Genomic DNA, 15,807 nt, shown 5'->3' on the forward strand with positions numbered 1-15,807 from the left:
TGGGAGGCGATGAAACGACGTGAGTTCATGGCCGGCACGGCGATGCTGGGTTCGGCCTGGCTGCTGCCGCGCCCCGTCCGCGCCGCCGGCCCTGAAGCGGCGGCGGCCGCCACGCTGCAGCCGCCGGCCGCCGCCGGCGCGCCCGGCGCCTGGCTGCTGGACGAGGGCTGGCGCTTCTGCGCCGGGGACTTCCCGGCGCCGCGCCTGACCGGGCAGGACGAGACCTACGACAACGCCAAGGCCGGCAAGGCCTGGGGCGCGGCCTCGCCGGATTTCGACGATTCGACCTGGCGGCCGCTGCGGCTGCCGCACGACTTCGCGGTCGAACAGCCGTTCGACCCGCAGGGCAATATCGCCCAGGGCTTCAAGCCGCGCGGCATCGCGTGGTACCGCCGCAGCCTGCGCCTGGACGAGGCCTGCCGCGGCAAATCCATCGAGCTGCATCTGGACGGCGTGGCCAGCCACGCCACGGTCTGGGTCAACGGCGTGCTGCTGGCGCGCCACGCCAACGGCTACACCAGCCTCTATGTGGACATCACCGCGCTGGCGCGGTTCGGTCAGGCGCCCAACACCATCGCGGTGCGGGTGGATGCCGAGGCGATGGACGGCTGGTGGTATGAGGGCGCCGGCCTGTATCGCCATGCCTGGCTGGTCATCCGCGAGCCGGTGCACATCGTCAGCGATGGCCTGAGCGCGGTCCCGCGCCTGCAGGCCGACGGACGCTGGCAGGTGCCGGTGGAGGTGCAGCTGGCCAACACCGGCGAGCAGACGCGCGCGGTGCAGGTGGCGGTGTGGCTGGAAGACCAGGACGGGCGCACGCTGGCGCAGGGCCGCACTCAGGTCGATGCGCTGGCGCCGCTGGGCCAGGCCTGCGCGCGGGTGGACCTGCAGGTGGCCGACCCGGCGCGCTGGTCGCCGCAGTCGCCGACGCTGTACACCGTGCGCGTACGGGTCGGCGCGCAGGGCCAGCTGGACGAGGCGGCGCAGTGCCGGATCGGCTTTCGCACGCTGCGCTTCGACGCGCGCGAGGGCTTCTTCCTCAACGAGGTGCCGACCAAGATCAAGGGCGTGTGCCTGCACCAGGACCATGCCGGTGTGGGCGTGGCCGTGCCCGATGCGCTGCTGGAATTCCGCATGCGCCGGCTCAAGTCGATGGGCTGCAATGCGGTGCGTCTGCACCACGCGGTGGCGCGCGAGCTGCTGGATGTCTGCGACCGCCTGGGCCTGCTGGTGCTGGGCGAGAACCGCGTCTTCAGCACCGCGCCGGACAACCTGGCGCAGCTGCGCTGGATGGTGCGGCGCGACCGCAGCCGCGCCTGTGTGTTCATGTGGTCGCTGCTCAACGAAGAACCGCTGCAGGGCACGCAGGCTGGCTATGAGATGGCCCGGCGCCTGGCCGCCGAGGTGCGCGCCCTGGACGACAGCCGCCCGCTGACCGCGGCCATGAACGACGGCATGCTCACCGCGCGCAATGTCGCCGACGCGGTGGACGTGCTGGGCTTCAACTACCGCCAGTTCAACTACGACCGCGTGCACGCGCAGCGCCCGGACACGCCGCTGCTGTCCTCCGAGGACACCAGCGCGTTCCAGACCCGTGGCGCGTGGTTTACCGACCTGGACGCGCACGTCATCGACGAGGACGACACGCAGGCCGCGCCGTGGGGCAACACGCACCGGCAGGCGTGGAAGCTGATCGCGGAGCGTCCCTACATCGCCGGCAGCTTCGTGTGGACCGGCTTCGACTATCGCGGCGAGCCCTCGCCGTTCGAATGGCCGTCGGTGGCCTCGTTCTTCGGCATCCTGGATCAGTGCGGCTTCGCCAAGGGCGCCTACTGGCTGCGCCGCGCGCTGTGGATCGACGAGGCGCCGGTGCTGCAGCTGATGCCGCACTGGACCTGGCCCGGGCGCGAGGGTCAGCCGATCAAGGTGATCGCCTACGCCAACGCCGAGGAAGTGGCGCTGTGGCTCAACGGCCGTGCGCTGGGTCGCCAGCGCAACGACCGCTTCGCCGACTGTGCGTGGCAGGTGCCTTATGAGCCCGGTGTGCTGGAGGCGATCGGCTACAGCGGCGGGCGCGAGGTCGCGCGTCACCGCGTGCAGACCGCGGGCGCGCCGGTCGCTCTGCGCCTGGTGCCCGACCGCGCCCGCATGCGCGGCGACGGCCAGGACGCGCAGCCGGTGACGCTGGAGGCGCTCGATGCGCAGGGCCGCCACGTGCCCACCGCCCACTTGCCGGTGCAGCTGTCCATCCGCGGTGGCCGCGTGCTGGGCGTCGGCAACGGCGATCCCAACCGGCACGCGCCCGATGCGGCCAGCGCGGTCGATCTGTTCAACGGCCTGGCGCAGGCCATCGTGCAGGGCGAGGCCGGCGCGCGTGGCCTGCGCCTGGAGGCGCGCAGTCCCGGCCTGCGCCCGGCGCGGCTGGACATCGAACTGCTGCGCGCGCCGGTCCCGCCGTCGGTGCCGGTGGTGGCCGGCGTGCAGGTGGTTGGCGGCTGGCGTCACACCCAGCCCTTCCCCCGGCCGCCCGATCCGGCGCTGCGGCGGGCGGCCAACGACAACAACAGCTGGAGTTTCTTCCAGCCTGGCAATGTGGAGACCCGCGCCGAGGGCGATGGGTATGTGCTGTACCGCACGCAGTTCACGCCGTGGGCGGGCATCCAGCAGCGCGGCGGCTGGCTGCGCCTGGGCCGCTGTACCGGCCCGGCGCAGGTGTTCCTGGATGGACGGCCGGTGGCGCGCGCCGCGGCCGGCGAGCCGGTGCGCGTGCCGGTGCCGGCCGGCGCCGGCGAACGCACGCTGGTGGTGATCCTGCAGGTGGTCGCCGGGGCCGAATACGGCCTGCGCGACGTGGTGTCGATCGAATACTAGAGAGTGAGCTCCCGATGCAGCCTTCAAACCTTTCCTTGATCCCCGCGCGCCTGAGCGGGTCCTCGCGCGTCGCGCTCGTCCTGGCCTTGCTGGCCTGCGCCGGCCAGGCGCTGGCCGCGCAGGGCGATGCGGCGCGCGCGGTGCTGCAGCGGAGCATCGGTCCGCGCGCGGCTGAACTGGAACTGCGCGTGCAGCGCGACGCGGCCCAGCCCAAGGCCTGGTACCGGATCGACGCCAGCGCCGGCAAGGTGCGCATCACCGGCTCGTCGGAGGTCGCGCTCAGTCGCGGCGCCTACACCTATCTCAACCAGGCCGGCGCGCTGTCGGTCAGCTGGGAGGGCGATCGCGTGGCGCTGCCCGCGGTGTGGCCGGCGCAGTCCAGCGGCGTGGTGGCCACGCCGTTCGCGCATCGCGCCTATCTCAACACCTGCACCTACGGCTACACCACGCCGTTCTGGGACTGGGCGCGCTGGGAGCGCGAGATCGACTGGATGGCGCTGCACGGCATCGACATGCCGCTGGCGATGGAAGGCCAGGAGGCCATCTGGCAGCAGCTGTGGCGCGGGCTGGGCGTGTCCGAGGCCGGGCTGGCCGAATACTTCTCCGGCCCGGCGTTCACCCCGTGGCAGCGCATGGGCAACATCGAGGGCTATCAGGCGCCGCTGCCGCAGGCCTGGATCGACCGCAAGGCCGCGCTGCAGAAGCAGATCCTGGCGCGCATGCGCGCGCTGGGCATGAAGCCGATCCTGCCGGCCTTCGCCGGCTACGTGCCCAAGGCCTTCGCTCAAGCGCATCCGGAGGCGCGTATCTATCGCATGCGCGCCTGGGAGGGCTTCCACGAGACCTACTGGCTGGACCCGGCCGATCCGCTGTTCGCCAGGATCGCCAAGCGCTTCATCGACCTCTATACCCAGGCCTACGGCCCGGGCGAGTACTACCTGGCCGACGCCTTCAACGAGATGGTGCCGCCGGTGTCGGCCGACGGCAGCGACGCGCGCCTGGCCAGCTACGGCGACAGCACCGCCAACACCGCAGCCACCCACACCGCCGCGCAGGTGACGCCCGAACAGAAGCATGCGCGTCTGGCCGACTACGGCGCGGCGCTGTATGCCTCGATCCGCGCGGCCAATCCGAAGGCGACCTGGGTGATGCAGGGCTGGCTGTTCGGCTCGGACAAGGCGTTCTGGACGCCGGAGGCGATCGCGGCCTTCCTGCACAAGGTGCCCGACGACAAGCTGATGGTGCTGGACATCGGCAACGACCGCTATCCGGGCACGTGGAAGGCCTCGTCGGCCTTCGACGGCAAGCCGTGGATCTACGGCTACGTGCACAACTACGGCGGGGCCAACCCGGTGTACGGGGATTTCGACTTCTACCGCCGGGATGTGTCGGCGCTGATGGCCGATGGCGGGCACGGGCAGCTGGCCGGCTTCGGCGTGTTCCCGGAAGGGCTGGACACCAACTCGGTGGTGTATGCCTACCTGTACGACCTGGCCTGGAACGGCCCGGGGCCGGCGCAGTCCTTCCCGGCGTGGTTCGATGGCTACGCCCGTGCGCGCTATGGCCATACCTCGCCGCAGCTGGCGCAGGCCTGGGCGGCGCTGCAGGATGGTGTCTACCGCACGCGCTACTGGGACACGCGCTGGTGGAAGGGGCGCGCGGGTTCGTACCTGTTCTTCAAGCGGCCCACGCCGGACATCGTCAGCTTCGAGGGCGATCCCGGCAAGCTGGCGCCGCTGCGCGAGGGCATCGATGGGCTGCTGGCGCTGGCGCCGCATTATCGCGACGCGCCGCTGTTCCGGCACGACCTGGTGGACGTTGGCGCGCATTACGCGCTGGAGCGCATCGACGGGCTGTTGCAGCAGGCCGTGCGTGCCTACCAGGGCGGCGCGCTGGCCGAGGGCGATGCGATCACCGCGCGCGTGACCCGGCTGGCGACCGCGGTGGACCAGCTGCTGGCCGCGCAGCCCGACTCGCTGGCGCAGTGGCAGGGCCAGGCCAGCGCCTACGGCGAGGATGCCGCCACCTCGGCCTACTATGTGCGCAACGCGCGCGCCCAGGTCACGATCTGGGGCGGCGAGGGCAACCTGTCCGACTACGCCTCCAAGGCCTGGGCCGGCATGGTCGCGGGTTACTACCTGCCGCGCTGGCAGCAGCTGCTCGGCGCGATGCGCGCCTCGGCCGCGCAGGGGCAGCCGTTCGACGAGGCGGCGTTCAAGGCGTCGGTCAAGCAGTGGGAGCTGGCCTGGGTCGCGCGCACGGACCCGCCGCCGGCGCCCGCGCCGCCACGCGACGTGCCCGCGGCGTTGACCGCGCTGCTGCAGCAGCTGGACGTGCCATGAGCGCGGCGACCGAATCGGTGGCGACCATGCGCCCGACGCGCGAGCGCTTCCTGTCGCTGGACGTGTTCCGCGGCGTGACCATCTTCCTGATGATCCTGGTCAACACCGCCGGGCCGGGTGCGCCGGCTTACGCCCAGCTCTCGCACACGCCTTGGTTCGGCTTCACCCTGGCCGACGCGATCTTCCCGACGTTCCTGTTCGTCACCGGCAACGCGCTGGCCTTCACTGCCGGCGGCGGCAGCGAGGCGGCGTTCCTGCGCCGCACCTTCAAGCGTGCGGGCCTGATCGTGCTGCTGGGCGTGCTGATGTACTGGTACCCGTTCGTGCATCGCGTCGAAGGCGGCGGCTGGGCGTTCAACGCCTTCAGCCAGACGCGGCTGCCCGGCGTGCTGCAGCGGATCGGCCTGTGCTACCTGCTGGCGGCGCTGGCGGTGCGTTACCTGCCGCCGCGCAGCCTGCCGTGGCTGGCCGCGGCGCTGCTGCTGGGCTACTGGGCGCTGCTGTACGTCGCATCGCCGCCGGGGCTGGCGCTGGACCGGCTGGGCAATGTCGGCACGCGCATCGACCTGTGGCTGTTCGGCCGCGACCATCTGTACCGCAAGGCCGGCGGCTTCGATCCGGAGGGCCTGCTGGGCACGCTGCCGGCCACGGCCAACGTGCTCGGCGGCTACCTGGCCGGGCGCTTCCTGCAGCAGGCCGGCAAGACGCCGCGCGCGGTGCGCACGATGCTGGTGGCGGGCGCGGCGCTGGTGCTGCTGGCGCTGGCCTGGCACCCGCTGTTCCCCATCGCCAAGAAGCTGTGGACCGGGCCGTTCGTGCTGCTGACCGTGGGCCTGGACCTGATCGCGCTGGGCGCGCTGGTGGGCTGGATCGAACTGGGCGGACACCATGGCGGCAGCGGTTTCTTCACCGTGTTGGGCAAGAATCCGCTGGCGATCTATCTGTTCTCCGAGCTGTTCGTGGTCACCCTGCAACTGGTGCAGGTGGCGCCGGGCGTGGGGCTGTACGACTGGGCCGGAATCACGCTGTTCCAGCGCCTCGCGCCGGGGCCGCTGGGCTCGCTGCTGTGCGCCATCGCCTACACGCTGGTGTGCTGGCTGCTGGCGTGGTGGATGGACCGGCGCAAACTCTATGTGCGGCTGTAGCGCCCGGCGCCGCTGGGGAGCGGGCAGGGCGGTTTCGACGGCGACGGCCTCGGCCTGGGCCAGGCCGCGCAAGGGGCGCGCGTGATCGCCCGGACCCGATGAATTCCACGCCGTGCGCCTCGGCGGACGGCATTCCCTTTGCCTTGGAGCATTCCATGAACGATGCAGTCGGCAATGCGGGCGCCGTGGCGCGTCCGACCCTCCCACGTCGCTGGCGCACGCGGCTGGCGCTGCTCGCACTGGGCCTGGCCGGGGCCGGCGCGGCCGTCGCGCAGGTCCAGGTGCAGGGCACGCTGCAGGCCGACCAGCCCGGGCCGCAGGTCTCGCGCAATGTGTTCGGCCAGTTCGCCGAGCACCTGGGCACCGGCATCTACGGCGGCATCTGGGTCGGGGAGGATTCGAAGATCCCCAACACGCGGGGCTATCGCAACGACGTGCTGGCGGCGCTGCGCGCGCTGGAGGTGCCGCAGCTGCGCTGGCCGGGCGGATGCTTCGCCGACGACTACCACTGGCGCGACGGCATCGGGCCGCGCAAGAACCGGCCGGTGCGGATCAACAGCAACTGGGGCGGGGTGGAGGAGGACAACGCCTTCGGCCTGCACGAGTTCATGGGCTTGGCCGAGCTGATCGGCGCGGCGCCCTACATCGCCGGCAACGTGGGCAGCGCACCGCCTTCGGAGATGGCGCAGTGGCTGGAGTACATGACCGCCACGCACGGCTCGCTCGCGGCCGAGCGCGCGGCCAACGGCCATCCGGCGCCGTGGACCGTGCCGTACTTCGGCATCGGCAACGAGCTGTGGGGCTGCGGCGGCAACATGCGCCCGGAGTACACGGTGGACGTGTACCGCCGCTACCAGACCTTCCTGCGCCCGCAGCCGGGGCAGACGCTCTTCAGGATCGCGCCCGGCCCCAACGAGGACGACACCACGCTGACCGAGACGCTGATGCGCGGCGCGGGCCGGTACATCGACGGACTGAGCCTGCACTACTACACCATCCCGCCCAGCGGATGGCCGCCGCGCGCCTCCTCGACCACCTTCGACGAGGCCGGCTGGATCCAGACGCTCTCCCGCGCGTTGCTGATGGATGACTACCTCGCCCGGCACAGCGCGATCATGGACAAGTACGACCCGCAGCGGCGCGTGGCGCTGGTGGTCGACGAATGGGGCACCTGGTATGCGCCGCTGCCGGGCACCAACCCCGGCTTCCTGCAACAGCAGAACACCTTGCGCGACGCACTGGTCGCCTCGGTCACGCTGGACGTGTTCACCGCCCATGCCGAGCGCGTGCGCATGGCCAACATCGCCCAGATGGTCAACGTGCTGCAGGCGATGCTGCTCACCGACGGCCCCAGGATGCTGCGCACGCCCAGCTACCACGTCTTCATGCTGTACAAGCCCTGGCGCGATGCGACCGCGCTGCCGCTGAAGCTCGAGGCGCCGGCCTATCGCCACGCCGGGCTGGCGGTGCCGGCGGTGCATGGCTCGGCCGTGCGCGGCGCGGACGGCCACCTGCACGTGGCGCTGAGCAATCTGGACCCGGGCCAGCCGGCCAGGGTGCGCATCGCCCTGCGCGGCGCCGCCGGCACGCGCGTGTCGGGCAAGGTGCTGACCGCGCCGGACATCACCAGCGCCAATACCTTTGCCGCACCGGACACGGTGCGCCCGGTGCCCTTCGACGGGGCGCGGCTGGCCGACGGGGTGCTGACGGCGACGCTGCCGCCCCACGCCCTGGTCGTGCTCGACCTGCCGTGAGCCCCCTGTGCATCCAGGCCAAATTGGTTATATATTGGATAAGACGAATTTGACGGCGGGACGGCGCATGGCCAACACCAAGTCCGAAGGAGACGCCCGCATCGACGCCCTGACCCTGGATGCCGAGGCGCCGACGCCGCTGTATCTGCAGCTGGCGGCCAAGCTGGGCGACAGCGTGCGCGAGGGCCGCTGGAAGAGCGGCGAGGCGCTGCCGCCCGAGCGCCACCTGTGCGAGGCGCTGCAGATCTCGCGGGTCACCCTGCGCCAGGCCGTGGACGTGCTGGTCGACCAGGGCCTGGTCACGCGCCGGCAGGGCGCCGGCACCTTCGTGACCTCGCACATCCAGCACCAGCTCAGTGGCCTGACCAGCTTCAGCGAGACCCTGCGCATCAAGGGCTACGAGCCCGGCACACGCTGGCTGGAGCGCCGCCTGCGCCCGGCCCACGGCGAGGAGCTGATCCGCCTGGGCCTGTCGCCCGAGTCCACCGTGGCCACCCTGACCCGCCTGCGCAGCGCCGACGGCCGGGTGATGGCCTACGAGCAGGCGGTGCTGCCCGAGCGCATCGTCCCGGACCCGGCGCAGATCGGCGATTCGCTCTACGCCTACCTGGATGCGCAGGGCACGCCGGTGGTGCGCGCGCTGCAGTACTTCCGCGCCATCAACCTCAGTGCGCGCATGGCCGGCTACCTGGACATGCGCGAGGGCGACGCGATCCTGCACGTGGTGCGCGTGGGCTACGCGCGCGACGGCAGCGCGATCGAGCTGACCGACACCTATTGCCACAACGATTTCTACGATTTCGTCGCCGAACTGCGACGTTGAACCCGTCCGCCGCGCCCGGGCGTGTCCGGGGCGCGGCGGGTGTCAGCCACCCAGCACGCTCTCACCATCGAACCTTCGGAGTTGCGCGTCCATGTCGTCCGACCAGAGCAAACGCTTCGCCACCTCGCTGGCCATCACCGGCCTGCTGTTCTTCATCATGGGGTTCTTCACCTGGATCAACGGCCCGCTGATCCTGTTCGCGAAGGTGGCATTTGAGGTCAGCGACACGTTCGCTTTCCTGATCCCCAGCGCCTTTTACATTTCCTATTTCTGCCTGGCATTGCCTTCGTCGGTGATCCTGAAGCTGACTGGCATGAAGAAGGGGTTGGCGCTGAGCTTGTTGGTGATGGCAATCGGCGCTGCCATCTTTGGGCAGTTCACGACAGCCCGCTCGTATGCGGGAGCTGTGAGTGGAATCTTCATCATTGGCGGTGGCCTCGCCTTGCTGCAGACGGCGATCAATCCCTACATCAGCATTCTCGGTCCCATCGAGGGGGCCGCCCGTCGCATCGCAGTCATGGGTATCTGCAACAAAGTCGCAGGCGCCCTAGCGACCTATGGTCTTGCGCGGCTTGTATTGCACGGGATGGAGGACATCTCCAATCAGGTGCAGAACGCTTCACCAGCGCAGAAAGAGATCCTGCTTCAGGAGTTCGCCAGCCGCATCCACGGACCTTACATGGTGATTGCGGTAATTCTGGCCATTGTGGCGGTCGGGATCCTGTTCTCGCCGCTTCCGGATATCAGTGCAGAGGACGCGAACTCCTCTCCGGTCACTTCTAGCACTGAACGCCAGAGCATCTTCTCCTTCCCACATGTCTGGCTCGGCGCGCTGTGCATCTTCGTCTACGTCGGTGCCGAGGTGATGGCTGGCGATGCCATCGGTATCTATGGGATGAGCTTGCATCTATCGTTGGACAGCGCCAAGTACTTCACGATCGGCACGCTGGTCTGCATGTTGGTTGGCTATTTGCTCGGATTCATCCTGATCCCGAAGTACGTTTCCCAGGAGAAGTATCTATCCTTCTCCGCAGTGCTGGGGATCGTGCTTTCGATCTGCGCCATGGTGACCGACGGTTACACATCGGTTGCCTTTGTCGCGGCACTTGGCTTTGCCAATGCCATCATGTGGCCGGCCATCTTCCCCCTTGCCATCAAGGGTTTGGGGCGCTTTACGGAGAAGGGCTCCGCACTCCTCGTCATGGGGATCGTGGGTGGCGCTGCCGTCCCGCAATTGTTCGCGCACTTCAAGGGCGTTTTCGATTTCCAGGTGGTCTTCGCGGTGTTGATGATCGCGTGCTACCTCTACATCTTGTTCTTCGCGATGCGCGGCCATCGCGTGGGCCAAGATCCGGCGCGGTGATCGTGCGTTCATTTCCTCCCATACGGTAAAGGCCAGCACATGCGCCGACCCACCATCAAGGACGTCGCCGAGCGGGCCAAGGTCTCGCTCAAGACGGTCTCGCGCGTGATCAACAACGAGCCTTCGGTCATGCAGGCCACGCGCCAGCGCGTGCTGCGCGCCATCGCCGAACTGGACTACGAGCCCGACCCGTCCGCGCGCAACCTGCGCAGCGGCACGCCGTTCGTGATCGGGCTGGTCTACGACAACCCCAACCCGTACCACATCATCGGCGTGCAGAACGGCGTGCTGGCGGCGTGCCGCGAGACCGGCTTCGGCCTGCAGATCCAGCCCTGCGATTCGACCTCGCCGCTGCTGGCCGAGGAGCTGGCCGAGTTCGTGCAGCGCTCGCGCCTGGCCGGGCTGGTGCTGACCGCGCCGATGTCCGAGCGGCCCGAGCTGATCGCCACGCTCACCGCGCGCGGCGTGCAGCTGGTGCGCATCATCGCCGCCACCGAGGACCCGGGCGAGGGCCCGCCGTGCGTCTACGTGGACGACCGCGACGCGGCCTACGAGATCACCGAGCATCTGATCCAGCTGGGCCACCAGCGCATCGGCTTCCTGATGGGTGGGCCCGCGCATCGCTCCTCCACCGAGCGCTACGCCGGCTACGAGCAGGCGCTGAAGGACTACGGCATCACCCTGGACAAGCATCTGGTGGTGCCGGGCGACTACACCTTCGACGACGGCTTCCGCGGCGCGCGCCGCCTGCTGGCGCTGCGCGAGCCGCCCACGGCGATCTTCGGTTCCAACGACGAGATCGCCGCCGGCGTGCTGGCCGCGGCCAAGTCGGCCGGCATGAACGTGCCCTATGACCTGTCCATCGCCGGCTTCGAGGACAGCCCGTTCTCCAAGCAGTCCTGGCCGGCGCTGACCACGGCCAAGCAGGCCACCGAGGACATCGCCAAGCACGCCGCGCGCCTGCTGATCGCGCGGCTGCGCCAGGACGCCTACGACGATTCCCCCATCGCCATGCACAACCAGGGCTTCACGCCGCAGCTGGTCGTGCGCGGTTCCACCGCTCCCATGCGCCCTTCGCGCGCCGAGTCCAAGACCTGATCCCATGACGTCCGATGTTTCGCTGCCGGCCCCGGCCGACACCTTGATGTACAACGAAGCCGCCTCCACCGCGCAGGTGGTCGCCGCCCAGTTCGCCCGCAATCACGCCACGGTAGTGGCGCTGGCGCAGTCGCTGCGGCAGAACCCGCCGCCGTTCGTGGCCACCTGCGCGCGCGGCAGTTCCGACCATGCCGCGACCTTCGGCAAGTACCTGTTCGAGACCCAGCTCGGCGTGGTCACGGCCTCGGCCTCGCCGTCGATCGGTTCGGTCTACGGCGCGCCGCTGCAGCTGGCCGGCGCGTTGTTCATCGTCATCTCCCAGTCCGGCAAGAGTCCGGACCTGCTGCGCAATGCCGAGGCGGCCAAGGCCGCCGGCGCGCGGGTGGTGGCGCTGGTCAACGTGGAGGACTCGCCGCTGGCGCAGCTGGCCGAGGTGGTGATTCCGCTGTGCGCCGGCCCGGAGAAGTCGGTCGCGGCGACCAAGAGCTATCTGGCCTCGCTGGCCGCGCTGCTGCAGCTGGCCGCGCACTGGTCGCAGGACGCGGCGCTGCTGGCTGCGCTCGACGCGCTGCCCGGCGCGCTGCGCCAGGCCTGGGACGCGGACTGGTCCAGCGTCACCGAGGGCCTGGTCGATGCGCACAACCTGTTCGTGCTCGGCCGCGGCCTGGGCCTGGCCGCGGCGCAGGAGGCGGCGCTGAAGTTCAAGGAGACCTGCGGCCTGCATGCAGAAGCCTACAGCTCGGCCGAGGTCAAGCACGGGCCGATGGCGCTGGTCGGGCCGGGCTTCCCGGTGCTGTGCTTCGCCCAGCCCGACGGCACCGAGGCCGGCATGCTGACGCTGGCCAGGGAGTTCCGCGCCCGCGGCGCGCAGGTCTGGGTGGCCGCCACGCACGATGGCGACCTGCCGCTGGTGGAGGTGCCGCATCCGGCGTGCGCGCCGCTGCTGACCATCCAGAGCTTCTACAAGGCGATCAACGCCCTGGCCCTGGCGCGCGGCCACAACCCAGACGTGCCGCCGCATCTGAACAAGGTCACCGAAACCGTATGAGCATCTTTGCCCTGGTCAACGCGCGGGTGTTCGCCGCGCAGGGCCTGATCGAGGACGGCGCCGTGGTGGTGCGCGACGGCCGCATCGCCGCGATCACCGACCGCGCCGGCGCCAAGGCCTTCACCGAGGATCTGCGCGATCTTGGCGGCGCCTGGCTGGCGCCGGGCTTCATCGACATCCAGGTCAACGGCGGCGGCGGCGTGCTGTTCAACAACACGCCCACGGCCGAAGGCATCGACCGCATCGGCCGCGCGCATCGCAAGTACGGCACCACCGCCTTCCTGCCGACCCTGATCAGCGACCGCGCCGAAGTCATGGACACGGCCATCGCCGCCACGCGCCAGGCCATCGCCGACGGCGTGGACGGCGTGCTGGGCATCCACTTGGAAGGGCCGTACCTGGCGCCGGCGCGCAAGGGCACGCACGACGCGCAGCAGTTCCGCGTGCCTGGCGACGAGGAGATCGCCATGGTCACCGCACTGGACAACGGCCTGACCCTGATGACCGTGGCGCCGGAGGCCATCGGCCCCGAGCGCATCGCCGCACTCGTCGCGCGCGGGGCGATCGTGGTGGCCGGCCACACCGCGGCCAGCTACGAAGAGGTGCGTGCCGGGCTGGACGCCGGCCTGCGCGGCTTCACCCATCTCTACAACGCGATGAGTCCGCTGCAGGGCCGCGAGCCCGGCGCGGTCGGCGCGGCGCTGGAAGACCCGCACAGCTGGTGCGGGATGATCGTCGATGGCGTGCACGTGCACCCGGCCTCGCTGCGCGTGGCGCTGGCGGCCAAGCAGCGCGGCAAGCTGGTGCTGGTCACCGACGCCATGCCGATGGTCGGCGACGAGCGCCCCAGCTTCGACCTGTACGGCGAGACCATCACCGCCGTCGACGGCGTGGTGCGCAACGCCGCCGGCTCGCTCGCCGGTTCCGCGCTGGACATGGCCAGCGCGGTGCGCAACGCCGTGCACCTGCTCGGCCTGCCGCTGGAGGAGGCGCTGCGAATGGCGACGCTGTACCCGGCGCAGTTCCTGCGGCTGGAACACGAGCGCGGCGCGATCGCCGAGGGCCTGCGCGCCGACCTGGTCGCGCTGGACGAGGACCTGCGCGTGGTCGAGACCTGGATTGGCGGGAAGCCCTCGCTCTGAGCGACACTGCAGCGCCATGAATGCCCCCGCCACCCGCCGTTTCGCCTCGGTCGACGCCCTGCGCGGACTGACGGTGGCCTTGATGCTGCTGGTCAACGACCCGGGCGACTGGGCGCATGTGTACGCGCCGCTGCTGCACTCGGAGTGGAGCGGCTGCACGCCGACCGATCTGGTGTTCCCGTTCTTCCTGTTCATCGTCGGCGTGTCGATCGCGCTGGGGATCGTGCCGCGCATCGAGGCCGGCGCCGATCCCGCGCCGATCCGCCGCAGCATCGCCGTGCGCGCGCTGCGCATCATCGGCATCGGCCTGGCGATCAACCTGCTGGCGTGGTGGCTGCTGGACAAGCCGCACTTCCGCCCGTGGGGCGTGCTGCAGCGGATCGGGATCTGCTTCTTCGTGGTCGGCTGGCTGGCCACCCTGCCCAGGTCGCGCGCCTGGCTGGGCCTGCTGGCCGCGGGGCTGCTGCTGGGCTACTGGGCGCTGCTGGCCTTCGGCGGCGGCTATGCGCCGTGGACCAATCTGGCCAGCCGCGTGGATACCGCGCTGCTGGGGCCGCTGGTGTACGAGCTCGACCCGGCCACCGGCCGCGGCCACGACCCCGAAGGCCTGCTGTCCACGTTGCCGTCCATCGTCACTACCCTGCTGGGCCTGCACGCCGGCGGCTGGCTGCGCCGCGGCCGCGCCCATCGCCTGCTGCCCGGCGCCCTGGCCGGGCTGATGGTCGGCTGGCTGTGGTCGGCCGTGCTGCCCTGGAACAAGAACCTGTGGACGCCCTCGTTCGTGCTGTGGACGGCGGGCTGGGCGATGGCCGTGCTGTGGCTGTTCCATCAGCTCATCGATCGCCACGGCTGGCCGGCGCTGGGCCGGTCGCTGGGCATCAACGCGATCACGGTCTACGCGGGCTCTGCGCTGATGTTCCTGCTGCTGTATGCGGTGGGGGTGTGGGAGGCGATCTACCGGATCGGGTTCGCGGGCTGGATGACGCCGAAGTTCGGGCCGTATGCGCCGTCGCTGGCCTTCGGCCTGGTGTTCACCGGGCTGTGGTGGGGCATCGCGAAGGCGATGGAGCGGAAGGGGATCGTGATCAAGGTGTAGTGGCTGTGGGCTTGTCGCCGATCGGCGGCCGCTATGCCAGCAGCGACGTCGCTGCGCGATTGAGCGCATAGCCGCCGATCACCAGCAGTCCCCACAACACCGCCGCCAGCAGCAGCGGCCTGGCGCCGGCCTGCCGGATCGCCCCCCACTGCGTGCGCAGCCCCAGCGCCGCCATCGCCATGGCCAGCAGCAGCGTGTCCAGGCCGTTGGCCACCGCGACCACGGACGGCGGCAGCAGCTGCAGTGAGTTGAAGCCCGCCACCGCCACGAAGCCCAGTGCGAACCACGGAATGGCCAGCGGTATCGCCTCCGCATCGGCGCGCGCTCGACCGCGGCGCAGCCACGCGCCCAGCGCCAGCAGGAATGGCGCCAGCAGCATGACCCGCAGCATCTTCTCGATCACCGCGGCGTTCGCCGCGGCCTCGCCGACGGCGCGGCCGGCCACCACGACCTGGGCGACCTCGTGGATGGTCGAGCCCGCGTAGAGCCCGTAGGTGTGTGCGTCCAGCGAAAGATGCGGCGCCAGCTGCGGATACACGAACATGCTCAGCGTGCCGAACACCACCACCGTGGCCACCGCGACCGACACCTTGTGCGCCGGCGCCTTGAGCACCGGCTCGGTGGCCAGCACCGCAGCCGCGCCGCAGATCGCGCTGCCGGCGCCGATCAGCATGGCGCTCTGGCGATCCAGCTTGAGCACGCGCGTGCCCAACCATGTCGCGGCGCCGAACACGCCGGCCACCACCGCCACATCGATCGCCAGCCCGGCCAGGCCCACGCCCATCAGATCCTGGAAGGTCACGCGCAGGCCGTAGAGCACGATCCCCGCGCGCAGCAGCGTGCCCTTGGCCAGGTCCACGCCGGCGCCTGCCTGCGCGGCCATGGCCGGGAACACGCTGTTGCCCAGCACGATGCCGAGCACGATCGCCAGCGTCAGCGCGCCCAGCCCGGCGTGCTGCATCCACGGCAGTTGCGCCAGGCCGATGCCCGCCAGCGCGATGCCCAGCGCCAGCAGCAGGCCGGGCCAGGGGCCGGGCCGCGTGCCGAGCGTGAGCGAATGCGGGTGCGGAAACGTGGAACCGGACATGACGCGTCAGTGGCCTTGAAGGATGCGCCATGCTCGGC

Annotated in this window: 11 protein-coding genes; 10 read left to right on the forward strand and 1 reads right to left on the reverse strand. The window is 70.4% G+C overall.

Translation table 11 applies throughout. The features are described from left to right. Positions 1 to 9: 9 nt before the first annotated feature. From galA to WFQ05_RS08795, 10 genes are all read left to right on the forward strand, one after another. Positions 10 to 2,871, forward strand: coding sequence for a beta-galactosidase GalA (galA, locus tag WFQ05_RS08750; RefSeq protein ID WP_337053482.1), 2,862 nt, complete (start codon positions 10 to 12; stop codon positions 2,869 to 2,871). 14 nt (positions 2,872 to 2,885) lie between these two features. Then, positions 2,886 to 5,213: an alpha-N-acetylglucosaminidase gene (locus WFQ05_RS08755; protein WP_337053483.1), complete on the forward strand. Its 2,328-nt coding sequence runs from the start codon at positions 2,886 to 2,888 to the stop codon at positions 5,211 to 5,213. Beyond that, entirely contained in the window at positions 5,210 to 6,358 is a 1,149-nt protein-coding gene (locus WFQ05_RS08760; RefSeq protein ID WP_337053484.1) for an acyltransferase family protein, read from the forward strand. The genes WFQ05_RS08755 and WFQ05_RS08760 overlap by 4 nt, the downstream gene beginning before the upstream one ends. Before the next feature lie 155 nt (positions 6,359 to 6,513). Next, the gene (locus tag WFQ05_RS08765) at positions 6,514 to 8,112 is read left to right on the forward strand and encodes an alpha-L-arabinofuranosidase C-terminal domain-containing protein (RefSeq protein ID WP_337053485.1); all 1,599 of its coding nucleotides are present in this window, start codon (positions 6,514 to 6,516) and stop codon (positions 8,110 to 8,112) included. Between the two features lie 100 nt (positions 8,113 to 8,212). Next, the gene (locus WFQ05_RS08770) at positions 8,213 to 8,935 is read left to right on the forward strand and encodes a GntR family transcriptional regulator (RefSeq protein WP_306996326.1); all 723 of its coding nucleotides are present in this window, start codon (positions 8,213 to 8,215) and stop codon (positions 8,933 to 8,935) included. A gap of 91 nt (positions 8,936 to 9,026) precedes the next feature. Next, the gene (locus tag WFQ05_RS08775; RefSeq protein WP_130532356.1) at positions 9,027 to 10,298 is read left to right on the forward strand and encodes a sugar MFS transporter; all 1,272 of its coding nucleotides are present in this window, start codon (positions 9,027 to 9,029) and stop codon (positions 10,296 to 10,298) included. Positions 10,299 to 10,337: 39 nt separating this feature from the next. Then, a complete protein-coding gene (locus WFQ05_RS08780) occupies positions 10,338 to 11,396 on the forward strand; it encodes a LacI family DNA-binding transcriptional regulator (protein ID WP_130521697.1) in 1,059 nt (352 codons plus the stop codon). Positions 11,397 to 11,400: 4 nt separating this feature from the next. After that, entirely contained in the window at positions 11,401 to 12,444 is a 1,044-nt protein-coding gene (locus WFQ05_RS08785) for an SIS domain-containing protein (RefSeq protein ID WP_130521698.1), read from the forward strand. Further along, positions 12,441 to 13,586 carry an N-acetylglucosamine-6-phosphate deacetylase gene (nagA, locus tag WFQ05_RS08790; protein WP_337053486.1) on the forward strand — a complete coding sequence of 382 codons (1,146 nt, stop codon included), beginning with the start codon at positions 12,441 to 12,443 and terminating at the stop codon, positions 13,584 to 13,586. The genes WFQ05_RS08785 and nagA overlap by 4 nt, the downstream gene beginning before the upstream one ends. 16 nt (positions 13,587 to 13,602) lie before the next feature. Next, positions 13,603 to 14,682 carry a heparan-alpha-glucosaminide N-acetyltransferase domain-containing protein gene (locus WFQ05_RS08795; RefSeq protein WP_337053487.1) on the forward strand — a complete coding sequence of 360 codons (1,080 nt, stop codon included), beginning with the start codon at positions 13,603 to 13,605 and terminating at the stop codon, positions 14,680 to 14,682. A 31-nt stretch (positions 14,683 to 14,713) separates the two neighbouring features. Here the strand turns inward: WFQ05_RS08795 and WFQ05_RS08800 are convergent, their stop codons facing one another. After that, complete coding sequence (locus tag WFQ05_RS08800; RefSeq protein ID WP_337053488.1) at positions 14,714 to 15,769, reverse strand: YeiH family protein; 1,056 nt, start codon at positions 15,767 to 15,769, stop codon at positions 14,714 to 14,716. Positions 15,770 to 15,807: the final 38 nt, after the last annotated feature.

This window comes from Pseudoxanthomonas sp. USHLN014, assembly GCF_037153335.1.
In the GTDB taxonomy this organism is placed as follows: domain Bacteria; phylum Pseudomonadota; class Gammaproteobacteria; order Xanthomonadales; family Xanthomonadaceae; genus Pseudoxanthomonas_A; species Pseudoxanthomonas_A winnipegensis.

Coding starts and splice junctions, on each gene's coding strand:
- galA (WP_337053482.1), top strand. CDS start 10: ATGAAACGACGTGAGTTCATGGCCGGCACGGCGATGCTGGGTTCGGCC.
- WFQ05_RS08755 (WP_337053483.1), top strand. CDS start 2,886: ATGCAGCCTTCAAACCTTTCCTTGATCCCCGCGCGCCTGAGCGGGTCC.
- WFQ05_RS08760 (WP_337053484.1), top strand. CDS start 5,210: ATGAGCGCGGCGACCGAATCGGTGGCGACCATGCGCCCGACGCGCGAG.
- WFQ05_RS08765 (WP_337053485.1), top strand. CDS start 6,514: ATGAACGATGCAGTCGGCAATGCGGGCGCCGTGGCGCGTCCGACCCTC.
- WFQ05_RS08775 (WP_130532356.1), top strand. CDS start 9,027: ATGTCGTCCGACCAGAGCAAACGCTTCGCCACCTCGCTGGCCATCACC.
- WFQ05_RS08780 (WP_130521697.1), top strand. CDS start 10,338: ATGCGCCGACCCACCATCAAGGACGTCGCCGAGCGGGCCAAGGTCTCG.
- WFQ05_RS08785 (WP_130521698.1), top strand. CDS start 11,401: ATGACGTCCGATGTTTCGCTGCCGGCCCCGGCCGACACCTTGATGTAC.
- nagA (WP_337053486.1), top strand. CDS start 12,441: ATGAGCATCTTTGCCCTGGTCAACGCGCGGGTGTTCGCCGCGCAGGGC.
- WFQ05_RS08795 (WP_337053487.1), top strand. CDS start 13,603: ATGAATGCCCCCGCCACCCGCCGTTTCGCCTCGGTCGACGCCCTGCGC.
- WFQ05_RS08800 (WP_337053488.1), bottom strand. CDS start 15,769: ATGTCCGGTTCCACGTTTCCGCACCCGCATTCGCTCACGCTCGGCACG.